Source organism: Sphingobacterium sp. LZ7M1, from assembly GCF_024296865.1.
Lineage (GTDB): Bacteria > Bacteroidota > Bacteroidia > Sphingobacteriales > Sphingobacteriaceae > Sphingobacterium.
The window spans coordinates 2,807,618-2,825,982 of the sequence record NZ_CP101134.1 but is presented as its reverse complement, the minus strand read 5'-3'; the positions used below and the strand labels follow the sequence as shown (position 1 = coordinate 2,825,982).

The window sequence follows — 18,365 nt, the reverse complement described above, 5'->3', positions numbered from 1 at the left end:
TTTTATGTATCTTAATCTTCACATGCTGAATGTTCAGCTTGTGATGCTACAATAACTTAAACCCAACATTTCTTAAATCAAATGCTTAAAAGTACCAGTCTGCCATTCGCAATAGCTTCGATTACTATTGTAATCAGCTTAATTTTCTTTCCTTATTCCAAATCTTTTTCTCAAAATGCTGTAGCAAGCAATGCCACAAAGGATACTTTTTTTGATCTGCCAGATGAGAATCTGCAAAGATCTATGGCATTAGTTGATAGCACTATTGCAGTTTATTTTGAACCGAATTCCTTTAAGATGAGTAGATTTTACAATCCTTTCAATAAAGTGAAATCTGAAGAGACTGCAAGTGTGTGGATGTATTCAGCTGGGATAGAAGCGGTGAATGCAATTTTATCGGGTTTAAGTGCAAACAAAGAATATGGCAACCAAAAGATCTATCAGGCAAATTATGCTAAATATGAAAAGCTACTTTCAAAATTATATGAGAACCTAGATTATTATTTGGGAACATTTGAATTAGTATCCTATACTCAAACAAAAACTTGGTCCGTTTATGCGGTTGATCGGGTAGGAGAAAAAGGGAAAGCCAATGTGACAGGCATATTAAATGTCTATGATGATCAAATGTGGTTATTACGGGAATTGATCCATTCCTATAAATTGACTGGAAACAAGAGTTATCTGGAAAAGGCTGAATACCTCACGGCCTATGTCCTTGATGGATGGGACTCAAATGTAGATGAAAATGGAAAGGAAATTGGCGGTATATCATGGGGCCCAGGTTATACAACTAAACATGCCTGTAGTAATTCCCCATTGATTAGTTCTTTGGTTTGGCTACATGAAATTTATAAAAACAAAAATGATCAGATTGAACATCGTTCTATTGATGTTAAGGATGGCAAAACCAGACTTTCGAAAATGGAACCTAAGCAGGTTTATTATCTGAATTTTGCAAAAGCTATTTACAAATGGCAAAAAGAAAACTTATTAAACCAAGAGGGTGTATATACTGATATGATGGGGGACTGTGATCCTGATTGCAAAATCCGTTATGAGGAAATAAACGGTAAAAAATATCGTGCGAATACAAAATTGACCAAGGCAGTCGGGGAATCATACTCCTACAATTCTGGAACTATGCTTTCGGGAGCTGTTGATTTATTCCGGGTCACAAAAGATGAACAATATGACAATGATGCCAAAGAACTAGCCAAGAACAGTTTTTCTTTCTTTGCAAAAGAAGGTAAAGAGATCCCTGATTATTACTCCTTTGGAACAGAGGGTTTCAAGAATTGGTTTAATGGAATATTATTGCGAGGGTTTAAGGATTTGGCCATGAGCAACAGTAATTACGGGCAATATATACAACCATTTCAGAAGAATCTAGACTATGGCTATCAACATGCCAATAAGGATGGATTCTTGGCATCCAATCTCTTAAAGGGATGGGATGAAGGAAAGGATACTAATGGCTTGGAGGGAATGTTCATGTTTACCTATGCAGCAGAGTATGCCTTATTAGCAGAGTATTATTACGGACTATAGCTTTATCATCCCTATTATTTATCAACTAAATATCACATTTGAGACCCTAAACTCATTTTTTGTACAAAATCCTTAACTTTATGTTTCAAATCTTAAAGCCATGAAAAAATTAGCAGTAATTGCTTCAACAGTCCTAGTCACTGTAATCATCATGACCATGGGCTTTACGGAAGGAAATCAAAAGGAAGAAAAATCAGAAACTAATAGCACAATGAGTTTAACAGGAAAAGAAAAAGAGATATATTTTGCCGGCGGATGTTTTTGGGGAACCGAACATTTTTTCAAATTGGTAAGAGGGGTAGTGGGTACAGAAGTTGGTTATGCCAATGGAAACAAAACCAATCCTACATACGAAGAAGTTTGCACAGGCAGTACCGGAGCCACTGAAACCGTAAAGGTAATTTACGACCCAGAAGTAATTGATTTAGGGCTATTAATCGATCTTTACCTTGAAAGTGTAGATCCAACAACTTTAAATAGACAAGGAAACGACAGAGGAACTCAGTATCGTACAGGAATTTATTATACCGATAAAAACGACGAACCTCTGATCAAGGATAAACTTCATGCCCTGTCTTTATCCATTCAAAGCCCTGTGGTTGTAGAAAATGAACCTTTGAGAAATTTCTATGATGCCGAAACCTATCACCAAGACTATTTAGATAAGAATCCAGGTGGATATTGCCATATAGGTCCTGAGCTTTTTGAGGTTGCCAAAAAAGCAAATCCTAAAAAGTAAAAGGTAAGAACTTAAGAGTGAGGGAAGCAAATAATATTTTTTGCTTCCCTTTTTTTGTGTTTAACATGAATATAGCTGTTTTCAGGGGGAGTATTTCTTCATTATTTTTCGCTAATTTGAATCATTCGATGAGGAAGAATTACAAATTCTTATTTTATGGAAATTTACATTGACAAATATTTGCCTACATTCTACGTTTTGAATAATAAACAATCAATAATAAGAGTTAATATATAAATTGAATTTCAATAGCTGAAGCCTAATTATTAATGAACGAATTACTGGAAAACACATTCAATTTCGTGCTCTCGAAATGGTACTACACAAGTGTATTTTTCTTCGTGTTTTTTAGTGTCCTTTACTTTGTAGGAACCTTTATTACAGAAACTATTGTACAGTATAAAACGAAGAATGCGAGTTTGAGGCAGATCGTATTTGCTCAAAAACCTGGGCAAAGGGCTAAAGAAATTAAGAACTCCTTGCTTTCCATCCTTGTATTCTCACTACAGGCGATATTTTTTCAATATTTATTCTCCATAGGAGTGTTTAAGGTCAGGTTTGACAATAATTGGAATTGCCTCTGGGAAATTCCGTTGCTCTTTCTTTGGAATGAAATGCACTTTTATGCAGTCCATTGGCTATTGCACAGACCTTGGTTCTTTAGGAATGTCCATAAGGTCCATCATTGGTCGAAGGAACCTACAGCATATTCTATTTTTAGCTTCCATTGGATCGAATCCTTCCTTTTAGGGACCGTAATTTTCTTTCCATTGTTTTTCCATGATTTTCAGGTCTATTCCATTTTGAGTTTGCCAGTTATGAGTTTGGTCATCAATTTGCTTGGACATTGTAACCATGAGATACCAAGTGATAAACCAAATACGTCATTTTCAAAATATACTTTTAGGCACAGCATGCACCATAAATGGGGTAGAGGCAATTTTGGTTTTATGCTGGGCATTTTCGATAAGATCTTCAATACTCAAATTTCAGATAATAAACACTAAATGAAAAAAGACAATAGACCAGTTTATATAAATGCCATTGGGATGCATCTTCCCAATTCACCGGTTTTCAATGAGGACATGGAAGATTTCTTAGGCTTGATTGGCGGGAAGCCCTCCAGAGCAAAGGAAAGGATGTTGAAACAGAATGGTATCAAGACAAGATATTATGCCCTTGATAAAAGCCAGAACTCGACGGATTCGGTAGCAGGAATGGCTGATAAAGCCATTAAAAACTGTTTAGCAAAAGCAAATGTCAATAAGGAAGACGTGGAGCTGTTAACTGCTGGTACAACTCAAGGCGATGTGCCTATTCCTGGCTTTGCAAGCATGGTTCATGCAGAATCAAAATTGCCAGTGTGCAATATTGTCTCGCATCAGAGCGTCTGTTCATCAGGCATTATGGCCTTAAAAAGTGCCTATTTGCATATATTGACTGGAGAAAACGAAAATGCCATTTCTTGTGCAGCAGATATGCCCAGTCGTATGTTTAAGGCCTCACGGTTTGCGAATCAACCCGAAATTCAGGAGAAAGGCTTGCCATTGGATACCGATTTTTTGAGATGGATGCTTTCGGATGGAGCAGGGGCCATGTACCTATCTGATAAACCTAATGCCAAAGGATTGAGCCTTGAGGTTGAATGGATAGACGTAAAATCCTATGCCAATAGTTTTGAGGTCTGCATGTACACTGGTGCCAATAAAAAGAAGGATGGCACAATTGATAAATATTGGTTGGATTATCCAAGTTTTTCAGCCGCCGATGCCGATGCCGCAATTAATCTAAAACAAGATATTAAGTTGGTCAACAATACCGTTAACCTCGGTGTTCAACATCTTTTTCAATTGATTGAAACCGGGAAAGTTGATCCTAAAAGAATAGATTGGCTAGTATGTCATTATTCTTCAGAATATTTTAAACAACCTATTGTAGATCTTTTGAAAAAAGGAGGATTAATCATTGATGAAGATAAATGGTTTACCAATTTACATGATAAAGGTAATACGGGTGCAGCCTCCATCTACATTATGTTGGAGGAATTACTATATAGTGGGAAGTTGAAGCCAAATCAGGAAATCCTATGTATGGTTCCCGAGAGCGGCCGTTTCATTACCACCTTTATGCAGCTCAAGGTAGTGGGCAATGCTCAGGAAGAGAAAAAACCATTGATCTCAAAAGAAGATGAAATCTTAGCGCCTGAAATCCATATTGATAATAAACCTATACAGGAGAAACTCGTGCGTGACCTTACGCAGATTTGGGTAGATTTTGAACTATCTCTACGTAGCACGCCGATTATCGAAAGGATTTACAATGGGACGATCAGTCTGGAAGATTATAAACTCTTATTGTTAAATTTAAGGCAACAGGTTATCGATGGATCGCAATGGATTGCGCGGGCTGCCTCCAATGTGAGCATGGATTATTTTGATATCCGTTCTTCCTTTATTTCCCATTCTCGCGATGAACATAAAGATTATCAGATCCTTGAAAAGAACTATATCAATTGTGGTGGAAATAAGGAAGCCCTCTATCAGGGTGAGAAAAATATTGGTTCGGAGGCTTTGAGTGCCTATATGTTCCATAAAGCAAGTCAACCCAATCCTTTTGACTTGCTAGGAGGAATGTTTATTATTGAAGGCTTGGGCAATCGTTTGGCTGGAAAATGGGGCCGTGCTATCCAGCATCAATTGGATCTAAAAGATGATCAGGTTTCTTTCTTTATCTATCATGAAACCTCTGACTCCAATGACAACCATTTTGAGCGATTTGAAAAGGCTCTTAATTCAGAATTGTTAACTGAAGAGATGGCAAAAAGAGTAGCCAAAACGGCGAAAGTCGTGGCGAAACTATATCAATTGCAATTGGCAGAAATCGGAAATTATTAATCAGCTTCTATGTTACATACCAGCGAATATTTCGAACATAAAAAGAACAATCCCAGAGACCCAAGTCATTGGCATGCATTGTTCTTGGACAATAGTGTCCCCTTTAATAAAGATGCAAAGGCTGCTTTTTTGTTTGATTCCAATAGAAAGAGCAAGCAATTTATGTTGCCTTTTTTAAGGGTATTTGGACGATTGACCATTATTATCTTACAGATCTTTAAAGCAGTTGCTCCCAATCTGATCAATGCCCCTAAGACCCTACATCGCTTCCTTTATTGGGGCATGAAGTATTGGGTTTCTCCTGAAGCCAACTTTTTGATCTTGAGGCATTTTTACCTAGGGTCTGAGGTCTTGCGATTTATCAAAGACAATGTTAAGGGAGCCGAGGATATTCCAATGAATCCCTTAAAGCCATTGTCTTTAGAAGTGGTCAAGGATAACTTGTTCTTGGAACATGATCTTAACCTTTACAATTTCATTATCAATTTAAATACAGCAATTCAGGAAAAGGGATTGAAAATTGAACCAGTTTCCAGTCCAGATTTCTCTGCAGTCTCTGCGGGACCTATTCCCTTTGAGGAATTTCCGAATCGCTGGACCAATATGATGGACCTCTCCTCGGCGATTGAGGTATTCACACCATTTATCAATTCTTTTTAACCGATAATGATTTTTGGAGAGCATCTAACTCTTTGCAATTGGATGAGGTCATTGGAGTATATGCAGCTACGATAATGAGCTGCCCTGAAAAGCTCATTGCCTTGAACAATAAACATCCCATGATTCCATTGCCTACTTATGGAGCAGGATTTAGGCTAACCCTACATGGTTTATCTACCGAGGTCCTACATCATCTGATTTCACAACAGAAACTGCATTCCGAAGAGACTCCGGTCGTTGTATAATTGAGGAAAATTAATAAATTGAAAAAGGGTTAACACGATAAATGTTAACCCTTTTTCTATAATATCTGGAGATTTATTTCTCTATCTCTTTCAAGCTATTCATTTTCTTGTATTCCAAGAATCCTTTGATGTCTTCAAAATGCTCACGTACGCGTTTGTTTCCGAATTCAAAAACCTTGGTTGCCAATCCATCCAAGAAATCGCGGTCGTGGGAAACCAAAATCAAGGTGCCATCAAAATCCTGCAGAGCATCTTTGATGATATCTTTAGTTTTCATATCCAAATGGTTGGTAGGCTCATCCAGAATCAATACATTTACGGGCTCCAACAACAACTTGATCATGGCCAATCTCGTTTTTTCACCCCCAGAAAGAACCTTTACCTTTTTCGTCGTATCATCACCGCTAAACATAAATGCTCCTAGAAGATCCTTGATCTTAACCCGTACATCACCAACTGCAATCTGATCGATAGTTTCAAATACGGTTAGATCTTCATCCAATAAAGCAGCCTGATTTTGGGCAAAATAACCGATTTTTGCATTGTGGCCAACTTTTAAGGTACCTTCAAAGTCGATCTCACCCATGATCGCTTTGATCATCGTGGATTTACCCTCACCATTCTTGCCTACAAAAGCTACCTTCTGTCCACGCTCAATGACCATATTTGCCTTTTGGAATACCAAATGGTCACCATAGGTCTTGGTGAGATCTTCAACAATGACAGGATAAGTTCCTGACCTTGGTGAAGGCGGGAATTTCAGGCGCAAAGCTGAATTGTCAACTTCATCGATTTCAATGATCTCCAATTTTTCCAACATCTTAACCCTAGACTGAACCTGTAATGTTTTGGAATAAGTCCCTTTGAAACGGTCAATAAATTCTTGATTATCGGCGATAAAGCGTTGTTGCTCTTCATAAGCCTTCAATTGGTGCAATCTACGTTCCTTGCGAAGTTCCAAATAATGGCTGTATTTGGCCTTGTAGTCGTAGATTTTACCCATGGTCACCTCAATGGTTCTATTGGTAATATTATCTACGAATGCGCGGTCATGGGAAATCACGATCACCGCCTTTGCCTGATTGACCAAGAAATCCTCTAACCATTCAATACTCTCGATATCCATATGGTTGGTCGGCTCATCCAACAAGATCAGGTCTGGTTTCTTTAATAGGATTTTCGCCAATTCGATCCGCATACGCCATCCTCCTGAAAATTCAGAAGTTTGACGATTGAAATCTGAGCGCTCAAAGCCCAATCCCTTCAATACCTTTTCAACCTCAGCATCGTAATTTGTCTCTTCAATAGAATAGAATTTCTCGCTCAGTTCGGAAACACGTTCGATCAATCTCATGTAATCATCCGTTTCATAATCGGTACGGATATTCAACTGTTCATTAAGCTCCTCCAGTTCATCACGCATTTTATAGACCTCTTCAAATGCCTTTGAAGTTTCCTCAAATACGGTCATATTATCCTTGGTCAACAAATGCTGCGGTAAATATGCGATTACGGCATCTTTAGGACCAGTTACATTTCCTGTTGTTGGTTTCCCAACACCAGCAATAATCTTTAATAAAGTGGATTTACCCGCACCATTCTTACCCATTAAGGCGATTTTGTCATTCTCATTGATTGAGAAGGTCACATCGGAAAAAAGAGTTGTTCCCCCAAAGGAAACGGAGATGTTATTTACATTGATCACGATTCGCTCGAATTTATTTTGAGCTGCAAAGATAGAGGAAAAATTCATTCTTTCGACCGAGTTCCTAATTTTAGGATTTCAATTGAAGGCCTTTTGTTAAAAATTCTTATCTTACTCTTACCTAATCCATTCGCTATGAAAAAACTAACCCTGCTTATCCTGTCGGTCTTGCTGAGTGCTGGCCTTACTGCCGCTGAAATCACCTTAAAGATCAATAAGAAATACCTCAATTTTCCGATATCCAATACGCAGGATCGGAAGAAAATGGAATTTAAACCAGATGGACATGATACTTGGTCAGTAGTTGTTAGGCTAGCCCCTGAGCATGCAGATTATTGGGTGTTTTACGATGTGTCCCATTTAAAGGGGAAAAATCTAAAAATCACCTTTGATGGAGATGAGAAGGCCTTAAAGCAGATCTATCAAGCTGATGAGATCAAGGGTCAGGAAAGTCTATATCAAGAGCAGAATCGCCCTCAATTCCATTTCTCTACCAAAAGGGGATGGATCAATGATCCTAATGGTTTAGTTTACTATGATGGAGAATACCATTTGTTTTACCAGCACAACCCTATGGAAAGGGAGTGGGAAAACATGCATTGGGGCCATGCTGTCAGTAAAGATTTGCTTCATTGGGAGGAGTTGCCTACAGCCTTATATCCAGATAAATTGGGGACCATGTTTTCTGGTTCTGCAATTATCGACTATAATAATACCGCTGGTTACAATAAGGGGGAGAAGCCAGCCATGATTGCCTTTTACACAGCAGCTAGTGCCGACAGACAGGTTCAGTGCATGGCTTACAGTCTTGACAATGGAAGAACCTGGACCAAATATGATAAGAACCCATTGATTGATTCCAAGGAGAAGTGGAACAGTCAGGATACTAGGGATCCCAAAGTCTTCTACCATGATCCTTCAAAACATTGGGTGATGGTTCTCAACGAGCTAGATGGTCATTCCATTTACACTTCAAGTAATTTGAAGGACTGGACCTATCAAAGTCATGTCTCCGGTTTTTGGGAGTGCCCAGAATTATTTGAACTTGCGGTTGACGGCGACCAGAATAATAAAAAATGGGTTATGTACGGAGCTACTGGTACTTATATGATCGGTTCATTTGATGGCAAGAAATTTACGCCTGAGGCTGGCAAGTACTTTTATAATGCAGGACATCTCTATGCTGCGCAGACTTATAGCAATATTCCTGAAAAAGATGGCAGAAGGATTCAGATCGGCTGGGGGAGGATCCCTCAAGGTGATATGCCCTTTAATGGGATGATGATGCTTCCTACGGAATTGACCTTAAGAAATACCAAAGATGGACCGCGACTATTCAGTGTCCCAATTAAGGAAACCGAGAAACTCTTTAACAAGGTCGATTCCTGGACGAATTTAACGGCAGCGAAAGCTAACGAGTTATTGCATAAATACAGTGATAAGGACAAATTGCGCATAAAAACAAAGATCAAACTTTCCCATGCCACTGATGCAGGATTCAATCTATATGCCCAAAGGATGATCAGTTACGATATGAATTCCAACATGCTGAATGGCATGTTCTATTCACCACAGGACCCGACGAGCATGGAACTATCAGCTGATATCTATATCGACAGAACATCCATCGAAGTTTTTTTCGACAACGGAATCTATTCCAGCTACCTAGATCGCAAACCCGATAAAAACAATACGGAAGGCTACCATTTCTGGGGAAACAATATTGAAATATTAGAACTTGAAGTCTATGGTGTAAAAGGAATTTGGTAAAGAAACTGATGACTGGCTCTTGAATTTTTAAATATAGAACTCTATGGGCAAGGTCAATAAGTTAAGGTTTTTTTGTGTGATACTGAGGAACGAAACATCTCGGAACATTGCAAACCTAATTTTTGGAATGATAGCATTGGCGTGCAGGTCCTCAATCTTCGAATGAAAATGACAAAGTCATGAGGGGAAGAACCGTACAGTTTCCTCACTATACGTTCAGAATCACAATGCGCCAAAGAGGGATTCAGAGTGAAACGAAAAATCTATTTCTTATTTTTTTTAGGATTTTTGTCATCTTGAGCAAAGCGAAAGAACTGTTTTCTATCTTCAAAAATATTCATTGAAAAATATTTCACCTACGCTGTGGATTGGCCATTCTAATCATCCAAGTTCTACAAAGATTCCACCCCCTTTGGGGGTTTGCAAATCTATCAATGAGCAAATTATCTTGGCCCATCCTCTCATCCTTTTCATCCTGGTTCGACCCAACAAACCTTCCCCTCGATCACACTCCTTCAAAAACTCATTATTTTCGTGACAATTAACACCTATTATTCCTATATTTAGTTACACTAATTAATGAAAAATGAACAAAAAAACCATTTTATTAGGTATACTGCCGGCATTCCTGACCGTGATGTCCTGTAATAATTCGGCTAATAAAGATGCTGAGGCCAATCAAGATAGTATTACTTCTTCCACTGTTGATACAACGGTAAGTACTTCCACCGTTCCAGCCTCAACTTCCTTCAACCCGGAATCTTTAGCAGAAGCAACCGCAGATATGGGGCAATTTCCATATTATTCCATCCCAGAATGGGTGGATGCAAAAAGCAGCTATGGTTTCGATAGGGAATCGGATTTTGGAAAAATTGAGTTCTATACAGGAAATTCATTTTACCCACTGGAGGGAAAGGTCAAGGTGAAGGGATATGCCATGAATGGAACTTGGGATGAATATAAATTTGTTCAATCCTTTGCCAAACATTTCGAAAGCCTTGGCGCTAAAAAGTTGTTTGAAGGACAAATTCCACAGGACCAAATTGATGCCTTGAATAAAGCTAAGAACAAGGATAGCTATTATTTCGATTTTGCAACCTCCAATATGGAGAATCTTGTAACCTATGGCCTGAAGAAAGAGGGTAAACTGGTCCTTTTTGCTATTGCTAGCAATTCTGCCTATGCTGCAATTTATACGGGAGAAAGTGATGCTTTCAAACAGACTGTAGGCATCATTAAAGCAGATAAAATTGAAAAGGATTTGAACGAAAAAGGAAAATCTGTCCTACACATTAATTTTGATACGGATAAAGCCACATTGAAAGCTGATGGCAAAGATGTTGTTTCGGAAATTGGCAAGGTCCTGAATTCCAATGCGAGCTTGAAATTAGATATCAATGGATATACAGATAACGTAGGCAATGCAGACCATAATCTAAAACTATCAAAAGATCGAGCTAATACGGTTCTTTCTACTTTAGTTCAGGATGGAATCGATAAATCAAGGCTTACCGCAAATGGTTTTGGAGCCAATGATTTTATCGCTGACAACAATACCGATGTTGGAAAAGAGCAAAATAGGAGAGTCGAATTGGTAAAAAAATAAGCCTTATTTATTCATTTTATCAATAATAGAAACGATCAACATAATCAACCCTCCAACTATATAAATGGACATAGGGACCACAAAGAACCACTTAAATGCCCAGTATTGATATTTGGACATCTTATTGAACATTTTTGGACGTTTCATATATAAAGAACAATCCTAAAAGAAAAAGGGTCCGCATAATTTTATGCAGACCCTTTTTGCTTCTAACTGTTATTTTATTTTAAAACGAATTTAAATCCTAGCGAAAACCTAGAGGCTTCAAAATGTGAACCATGAGATAGGTTCCACCATGGTTTCCAATCTACGTGCATCGCTAATGGTGTTGAAGGAATTCTGAATTCCATACCTAAAGCTGGACGGATTGCAAAATCCGTATGGGTGTCCCCATCCCAGTGTTTGTCATCATCATACCAATCATCATCCCATTTTCCATGGTCGATAAATGATAATTGAGGACCTACACCTACATACCACGTTAACCCTCTGGTACCAGAGATACGTTGGTTGTATGAATAATCAACACCTACCACGGTAATGTGGTCTCCAAATAATACTTGGGCATTTCCTGCGTCTCGACCACTGAAGCTATGTTTGATCTGTGGTCCAAATAATGATTCTCCATCACCCACATCTACTCCCAGACCAATGGCAGTACGGTAAGGTGTCTGTGCGTTTGCCTGCTCATTGGCAGCAAACATTAAAATAAAAAGGGTTAGAATAGGTAAAAATACTTTCTTCATGATAATAAATAATTGTTTCAAATTTCAAACCTTCGATATGAAAGTTTCCGCTGTTATAACAAATAGTTTGCCAAAAGGCACCTTTATCCCCCTTTAAAACACTATATGACAGATTTAGAACAAAATAAAAACCTCAGGCAAATCTTTCCTGAGGTTTCAAGTTTTTAAAGATTTATTGAATTATAATAATTTGCTGTGTAAATCGCCAAGGTTATCAACTTCATCATCTTCTTCCTCATGATATGGCTTATTATTATCATTTAAAGTTTAACCTTCGCCTATAGGTTCATTATCATCTTTCAATGGATCTTCTTTTTGATCATATTCCTGTGAGCCCTGGTCGGAATCCGGATCATAGAAAGGATTTTGGTAATCAGGTTCATTATTTTTTTCGTTTTTATTGTCTTCTGGATCCTGAATTAAGCTAATCGCAATAATAGGTCCTTGACTATTCATTGCATAATTGACTTTTGAGTTCATAATCTTTTTTTATTAAGTAAACAGGTTGATAATGATTTAGTTGTAAAAATTATATTTGATGTCGAGTATAAATACCCTTTCTCAATATTTGTTCAACAAATTTCTACCTAGTGTTTTCATTATATAATAAATGAATTGTTTAATTATCCATTTTGCAAAGAACCAGGTTACTTTGATATTCTTTAGGGTAACCTGGTTTGTTTATTATCCAATAAACTCGTCGGACTTTGTGTTTTATTTGCCAACGAATTCATCTGCAATATGTTCTATATTAAAAAATGTGTTATGGCGACGAAAAATGAAAGTGCTACGGAAGGTTTAAATAATAAGGGAAGACCAGATAAAAAGAAAGATCTGACAGCCTTTATGAAACGGAAAGAAAAACATCAAGATGGAGCAGGGGAAGCCGGTGTTGACCCACAGCAGGAACAACTTAATACTATGCCTAATCCTCATGAATTTCCCAAAGAACCTAAAAAAAAGAAAACTAAAAAATGATCACATGAAAAAGTTAATCCTATTGACACCCGTTGTTGTCTTTACCTTATTGATGTTGGCATGTACGAATACAAAAAACATGGACAACCAAAATAAAATAGATCAACCCATTGATACTGCAGATAGGCTAGATAGTGTGGATAGTGCTAGAATCGATAGTACCCTAACGGAACAGCCAATCAATCCTGTGGAGTAGAAAATATGTGATTGTTATTCAAAGAAAATTGATTTAAGCATCATCCATATATTAAGGTTAAAGTATTCCGATAAAAAATCATATTTTTAAGAATACTTTTAAACCTATTGCAATGCATAAAATCTTCTTAACAACATTTTTGCTATCCCTTATTTTAGCCTCCTGTACAAATACCGCTAAAGACCAATCTAAAAAGGATGTTCAATCTGATACCAGCAGTATTTTTAAAGATTTTCCCAAAATTGGAAAGATCGAAGTTCTAGATCCCGCTATGTTGAATATTGTGGACAGTACTGCTCAAGTAGAGAAATTAGCTGATGGGATGACATGGGCTGAAGGTCCAGTTTGGGTGAAGGACGGCAACTACCTATTGTATTCGGACACTAGGCAGAATATTATCTACCAATGGTCGGAGTCTGCAGGGCTTCAGGAATTCATTAAACCCGCAGGTTTTGAAGGGCCAGAAGTCTATTCCGAAGAACAGGGGACCAATGGTCTGTTGATAAACCAACAGGGTCAATTGGTAGCATGTGATCACGGTAATCGTCGAATTGCTCAAATTGACCTGAAAACTAAGAAAAAAGAAACATTGGTTGGAAACTGGGAAGGTAAAAAGTTCAATTCACCAAATGATATTGCTCAACATCCTAATGGGGATTATTATTTTACTGATCCACCTTATGGATTACCAGGTCGTGAAAATGACACCGAAACAAAGGAAATCAAAGAAAATGGTGTCTATAAAGCTAACCAAAAAGGAGAGGCAGTTCAGGTTGTTTCCAATTTAGCAAGACCTAATGGTATTGCTATTTCCGCAGATGCAAAACAGGTTTTTGTAGCATTGAGCGATGGAAATAACCCTTACATCATGGCATATGACATCAAAGCAGATGGCTTATTGTCTGAAGGTCGAATATTCTTTGATTTCAAAAAGAATTTTCCAGAAGAATCCCTTGCAGCAGATGGTATCAAGGTCGATGCAAATGGAAATATGTATGCAGCTGCCGGTGATGGAGTTGTGGTCATTAATTCTACTGGAAAACCTATAGGAAGAATTCGCTCTACCGTGCATACTGCTAACTGTGCCTTTGGAGCTGATGGCTATCTTTATCTGACATCAACGGATCAGTTATTGAGAATTAAACTAAAGATCTAAAACAATGATGGGAGGCAACTGTCTTTATAGTGAACAAAAAACATTTTAGCTATGGAAGATCAAATCCTCGATTTAGAAAAGAAGTACTGGCAGGGAATGGCCAGTCTAGATTATGATACTGTCCGAGACCTTACCTATTTTCCATGTACCGTAGTCAGTAAGTATGGCGTAAAATACTTAGATGAACCGACCTATAAGAAAAACTTTGATATGGGGAAAGGTATGAAAATGGAAATTAAGGGAATTTCCGAAGCTGTCGTGCAAATGTTCAGTAAGAGTTTTGCAACCATTGGTTATTTAATCGATGTTGAATTTGAAAGCCAAGGGCAATTTCGCAAAGCCAAATGTGCATGTAGCTCCGCTTGGATCCAAGAAAACGGAAAATGGAAATGTTCCCTGCATTCTGAAGCAGATTATTCCCCAGCTGAACAGAAAAAATAAGAGAAATAACAGCTCATTAAAATAGAAAAAGGACTTGAATCAGTCCTTTTTCTATTTTTTATTTTCTCAACAATACAAACTTAATCATGTTTAAACAACTAATAAATAACTTGTTGCATTTGCTTCGTTGAAATCTTTTTAATTATTAGAGAATAACAATAAAAATATTACGGAATACCGTAATGTTAAATAGTATTTTTGAGATATATTTGCCTTAACCAAATCGTCAAATTATTAACAATTAATTAGTGTCATGCTAAACAAATGCTTCTATTGCGGGTTTAGGGCTTTGAGTAAAAAGCACCTTAAAGAACGTAAGTGCCCAAAAAAAACGTTTTTCCTGAAAATATTTTTTAAAAACTGCACAACAGGATTATTTTAATCGCCATTTGAACGTAAATGGCCTATTATTTTTGTGGTCTTGTTCTGGAAATATTGTCTCCGTATAATAATATTGCTTTTTATGGAAAACCGTAAAATTTTTGTTGATTTAAACAATATATTCATAACCCACAATTACCGGATATCGTTTATTAATTATTGATTATTATGAAATATTTTTGCATTCATTGTGGATATTGGTCTTTTGTGAAAGAACATTTAAAAATGCGTGAATGTCCGAAAAAGCCATTCTTGCTCAAGCTAATTAATAAACATTGTTCAACTAGATTTATTTAATTCATGAATTGGAAGAAAATCCTTTTGGGAGAGATTCTGGTATTGGTTCTTTTGAAAGCGGGAATCCTGCTCAATAACCTTGCAGGAAATACTTGGTCCTTTATTATCGGAATAGGTTTCCTTTTGATCTGTATAACCCTGTTCTCCTATGCACGTTTCAAAAAGCTGGAACAGCCAGATCTTGTTACTGCATTATTATTGACCATTATCTATATCCCGATGACCCTGATCAATTCTTGGCGGTATATCTTTTAAACAATTATATCTTTATATTTTAAACCTAAGGTTGTCATTTATGGCAACCTTTTTTATTCTTTGTATGACATAGGATGTCGATTTCCAATGGTTTCTTTGGCTGAGAAGAGTTGGTATATATACCAATACCTCACGGCTTGATGACTTCGTTCCTGCACCAAAACCTTTCTCAATTTTATTTCTTTGAATAGATTGGAATATTGATTTTCAACGGAAATATAATTATTGGAGGGAACAATAAAGTAGGCATTTTCACCCTTTTGTATAGGTGGAACCGACAGGTTTATCCAGGCATATTTATGGATGTCCGTCAGTTTTCCTTCAGCTATCATGCGCATTTCCATTGGCCTTGCCAAATAGAAGTATAAGTGGCCAGCGGGGAACCATTTATCTACCAATAGTGCATCATGGATGGACATTTCACCTTTGCTGATATCTTCTGTCCTTAACGCTTCAAATTGGCCCTTTAAATCCTTCCAGCCCATCATGTCAAGCGTAATATCTCCCTTGCCCAATTGATCGTTTGTCGAATTTGAAAAAAGGTTGCCGGGATAGAAATTGATCAGGAGAACCCCAATGGCCATGATAATAAGGGTAAAACTAAGCTGAAAATTTAATAATTTCCTGATTTTCGAAATCCTGTTAAGTATGATCTGTTGGTCGATCCACATGCTGCTTATTAGCATAATCCCAAAGAAACCTGGACCACTCCAATGTGGCAGGACTTGTCTGAACAGGGAAATTGCCGTAGTTGCGCCAATTATAGGTAGGGAGGTCAGTAACAAGAGGTAAACTATATCTTTTGACAGCCCTTTTATCTTAAACTTATCCTTGAATAAGGAAATAAGGATAAAAACATACATATAGATCAATAGGGGATTATTATAGAAGATCTGTCCAAAAAACGCTTGGGCAAAATAGTCCCATCGGATTCCCGAATCTAAGTAACTGATGCGCTGACTATGGAACTTCCAGGTGATAAAACCATATTCTTCATTCCAAAGCCAAATGGGAAGCACACAGATCATAAAGAGAACCATCCCTAGGTAGAACGATCTATTTTTGAGAAATGGTCTTTGGAAAAGGAGGATATAGGAAATAAAACCTATACCTAAAAAAATGGAATGTACCTTACTCATGCAGGCTAATCCTATCCATAGACCCAGTAGCAGAAATTGATTGCTTTGCTTATGTCGGTCTGTTGTGGTCAAAATCACTACCATACTATATATGGCAGCGATCCAAAAAGTATTTGCTATGGAGTCTGGTAGGATAAATAGGCCGGAAATGATACTGGAATAAATGGATGCCGTGTACAGGACGGCCGCAATCAATCCTGCTCTTTCGCTCATCAGATGTCTCGCTATTCCTGCGATTAACCAAGTGTTGAAAGCCGCCATGATGATTGCTCCAAAACGCATGGAAAAATCATTGACCCAATGAAGGTTAAGCGTAAAAAAACGGATCAATATACCAACCATAGGTGGATGGTCAAAGTGGTTCCAATCTAAGTGTTCCGCATAACTGTAGTAATAGACTTCGTCATTGCCCAGTTCGATAAAAAGGGCAAACAGGCATCGCAAGATGCTGCTAACAATGATTAGCCACCTCAGTTTAATCCTGTATTCATTTTCCATTGTTGAACGTAAAGAGTAGGTTGGCAGAAAAATTCCAGATGAAAACTATCCCAATAGCGAGGAGCTTACTGAAATAGAAGTTTAACTTTAACTTTTGGTGAAAAAGATATAGAAATGTACTGTTGAGTGCCAATCCAATGCTGCTGATCCCTAGGAAATAAAGGAATTGTTCTAAAACCTGCGGGTTTTTGCTGGAAAAGGTCCATATCCTGTTCAAGATATAATTATTGACCACGGCTAATGAAAAACCAATGGCATTGGCGATGAACTTATTTATCTTTAGTTTTTCCTTGCAGAGCCAGGTGAAAAAGAAATCGATGGCCATTCCCAAAAGACCTACCGCCGCAAATTTGGCAGCACTCAGCGCTATCTTTAGCATAGATTATACTTTAAAGTTATTAGGTATGGAAAGGCTGAAGCCATTTTCACCATAATAGGAAACCAACAAACCATATAAACAGGAGAAGCTAATTCCCAATAAAGAACCAAACCATACGTCATCAAGGTAGTGCTGACCTAGGTAAACCCGTGAATAACCCGTCAAGCAAGCTAGCAGGAATGCAATAATGGCCAAATTTCTATTTTTAGAATATAGGGCAATACAGGTGGCCAAGGCAAATGCCGAGGTAGTATGGCCAGATGGAAATGCGTTGTGGTAGGACATGGGCATCCAGGCCAAGGAATGAAAGGAGGGGTCATCATGAAGATTGAAACCCGGTCTATGGGTATGGAAGGTTCTTTTTAAGAGTGAACAGATCAATCCAGAGCCTATATAGGTTGCTGCAATTGCTACGCCCAGCCTTTTGGACCATAAAAAGAAACAAAGTAAGGCTAAGGCAATCACAATGATTCCATCGCCAAACTGTGTGATGACCGTGAAAAAATAATCGAAAAATAAAGAATGCTTGGAATTGATAAATAAAAATGACTCTTGTTTCGGAATTGAAAATACAATGCAACTCAAAAAAAAGTACCAGGTTAAAAAACAATTATAAAAATACCTGTTTTCATGGTAGAGTTTTAGGATACGTTTCATGAGGTTAATTTGCTTTGATCTTTAAAACATAAAATTATGGTTGAAATATTAAGAAAATGTTATCACAAATAC

The 18,365-nt window shown here is 37.6% G+C and carries 19 protein-coding genes; 13 read left to right on the top strand and 6 right to left on the bottom strand.

Features of this window, described 5'->3' with window-relative positions; all coding sequences use genetic code 11:
* Positions 1-81: 81 nt before the first annotated feature.
* From NMK93_RS12235 to NMK93_RS12210, 6 genes are all read left to right on the top strand, one after another.
* On the top strand, positions 82-1,551 hold the full coding sequence (locus NMK93_RS12235) for a glycoside hydrolase family 76 protein (protein WP_254527592.1): 1,470 nt from the start codon (positions 82-84) through the stop codon (positions 1,549-1,551).
* Positions 1,552-1,651: 100 nt separating this feature from the next.
* Complete coding sequence (msrA, locus tag NMK93_RS12230) at positions 1,652-2,290, top strand: peptide-methionine (S)-S-oxide reductase MsrA (protein ID WP_254527590.1); 639 nt, start codon at positions 1,652-1,654, stop codon at positions 2,288-2,290.
* 269 nt (positions 2,291-2,559) lie between these two features.
* Complete coding sequence (locus NMK93_RS12225; protein ID WP_254527587.1) at positions 2,560-3,297, top strand: sterol desaturase family protein; 738 nt, start codon at positions 2,560-2,562, stop codon at positions 3,295-3,297.
* Positions 3,298-5,184, top strand: coding sequence for a beta-ketoacyl-ACP synthase III (locus NMK93_RS12220; protein WP_254527586.1), 1,887 nt, complete (start codon positions 3,298-3,300; stop codon positions 5,182-5,184). It begins immediately after the preceding gene.
* Between the two features lie 9 nt (positions 5,185-5,193).
* Positions 5,194-5,844: a hypothetical protein gene (locus tag NMK93_RS12215; RefSeq protein WP_254527585.1), complete on the top strand. Its 651-nt coding sequence runs from the start codon at positions 5,194-5,196 to the stop codon at positions 5,842-5,844.
* 38 nt (positions 5,845-5,882) lie between these two features.
* On the top strand, positions 5,883-6,089 hold the full coding sequence (locus NMK93_RS12210) for a hypothetical protein (RefSeq protein WP_254527584.1): 207 nt from the start codon (positions 5,883-5,885) through the stop codon (positions 6,087-6,089).
* A 73-nt stretch (positions 6,090-6,162) separates the two neighbouring features.
* Here NMK93_RS12210 and NMK93_RS12205 read toward each other — a convergent pair whose 3' ends face one another.
* Complete coding sequence (locus tag NMK93_RS12205; RefSeq protein WP_254527674.1) at positions 6,163-7,794, bottom strand: ABC-F family ATP-binding cassette domain-containing protein; 1,632 nt, start codon at positions 7,792-7,794, stop codon at positions 6,163-6,165.
* 135 nt (positions 7,795-7,929) lie between these two features.
* Between NMK93_RS12205 and NMK93_RS12200 the strand changes: the two genes are divergently transcribed.
* Both NMK93_RS12200 and NMK93_RS12195 read left to right on the top strand, forming a co-directional pair.
* Positions 7,930-9,564 carry a glycoside hydrolase family 32 protein gene (locus NMK93_RS12200; RefSeq protein ID WP_254527583.1) on the top strand — a complete coding sequence of 545 codons (1,635 nt, stop codon included), beginning with the start codon at positions 7,930-7,932 and terminating at the stop codon, positions 9,562-9,564.
* A gap of 586 nt (positions 9,565-10,150) precedes the next feature.
* Positions 10,151-11,170 (top strand): OmpA family protein, encoded by a 1,020-nt coding sequence (locus NMK93_RS12195; RefSeq protein ID WP_254527582.1) that lies wholly within the window; start codon positions 10,151-10,153, stop codon positions 11,168-11,170.
* A gap of 221 nt (positions 11,171-11,391) precedes the next feature.
* Here NMK93_RS12195 and NMK93_RS12190 read toward each other — a convergent pair whose 3' ends face one another.
* Together NMK93_RS12190 and NMK93_RS12185 are read right to left on the bottom strand one after the other, a co-directional pair.
* Positions 11,392-11,916, bottom strand: a complete 525-nt coding sequence (locus NMK93_RS12190; RefSeq protein WP_254527581.1) for a hypothetical protein — start codon at positions 11,914-11,916, stop codon at positions 11,392-11,394.
* A 267-nt stretch (positions 11,917-12,183) separates the two neighbouring features.
* Positions 12,184-12,396: a hypothetical protein gene (locus NMK93_RS12185; protein ID WP_254527580.1), complete on the bottom strand. Its 213-nt coding sequence runs from the start codon at positions 12,394-12,396 to the stop codon at positions 12,184-12,186.
* Between the two features lie 285 nt (positions 12,397-12,681).
* On the opposite strand from NMK93_RS12185, the gene NMK93_RS12180 reads away from it, so the two are divergent.
* The 5 genes from NMK93_RS12180 (at position 12,682) to NMK93_RS12160 (ending at position 15,620) form a co-directional block, all read left to right on the top strand.
* The gene (locus NMK93_RS12180) at positions 12,682-12,894 is read left to right on the top strand and encodes a hypothetical protein (protein ID WP_185212536.1); all 213 of its coding nucleotides are present in this window, start codon (positions 12,682-12,684) and stop codon (positions 12,892-12,894) included.
* Positions 12,895-12,898: 4 nt separating this feature from the next.
* On the top strand, positions 12,899-13,090 hold the full coding sequence (locus tag NMK93_RS12175) for a hypothetical protein (protein ID WP_254527579.1): 192 nt from the start codon (positions 12,899-12,901) through the stop codon (positions 13,088-13,090).
* Positions 13,091-13,202: 112 nt separating this feature from the next.
* Positions 13,203-14,246 (top strand): SMP-30/gluconolactonase/LRE family protein, encoded by a 1,044-nt coding sequence (locus NMK93_RS12170; RefSeq protein ID WP_254527578.1) that lies wholly within the window; start codon positions 13,203-13,205, stop codon positions 14,244-14,246.
* A 51-nt stretch (positions 14,247-14,297) separates the two neighbouring features.
* Positions 14,298-14,687 (top strand): nuclear transport factor 2 family protein, encoded by a 390-nt coding sequence (locus tag NMK93_RS12165; protein WP_254527577.1) that lies wholly within the window; start codon positions 14,298-14,300, stop codon positions 14,685-14,687.
* Positions 14,688-15,368: 681 nt separating this feature from the next.
* Positions 15,369-15,620, top strand: a complete 252-nt coding sequence (locus NMK93_RS12160; protein WP_185212532.1) for a hypothetical protein — start codon at positions 15,369-15,371, stop codon at positions 15,618-15,620.
* Positions 15,621-15,673: 53 nt separating this feature from the next.
* Here the strand turns inward: NMK93_RS12160 and NMK93_RS12155 are convergent, their stop codons facing one another.
* From NMK93_RS12155 to NMK93_RS12145, 3 genes are read right to left on the bottom strand one after another with little or no spacing between them, the layout of a single operon-like run.
* Complete coding sequence (locus NMK93_RS12155; protein WP_254527576.1) at positions 15,674-17,257, bottom strand: glycosyltransferase family 39 protein; 1,584 nt, start codon at positions 17,255-17,257, stop codon at positions 15,674-15,676.
* On the bottom strand, positions 17,247-17,636 hold the full coding sequence (locus tag NMK93_RS12150) for a GtrA family protein (protein WP_185212530.1): 390 nt from the start codon (positions 17,634-17,636) through the stop codon (positions 17,247-17,249). Before NMK93_RS12150 ends, NMK93_RS12155 begins: the two co-directional genes overlap by 11 nt.
* 3 nt (positions 17,637-17,639) lie before the next feature.
* The gene (locus tag NMK93_RS12145) at positions 17,640-18,221 is read right to left on the bottom strand and encodes a phosphatase PAP2 family protein (RefSeq protein WP_254527575.1); all 582 of its coding nucleotides are present in this window, start codon (positions 18,219-18,221) and stop codon (positions 17,640-17,642) included.
* Positions 18,222-18,365 lie beyond the last annotated feature (144 nt).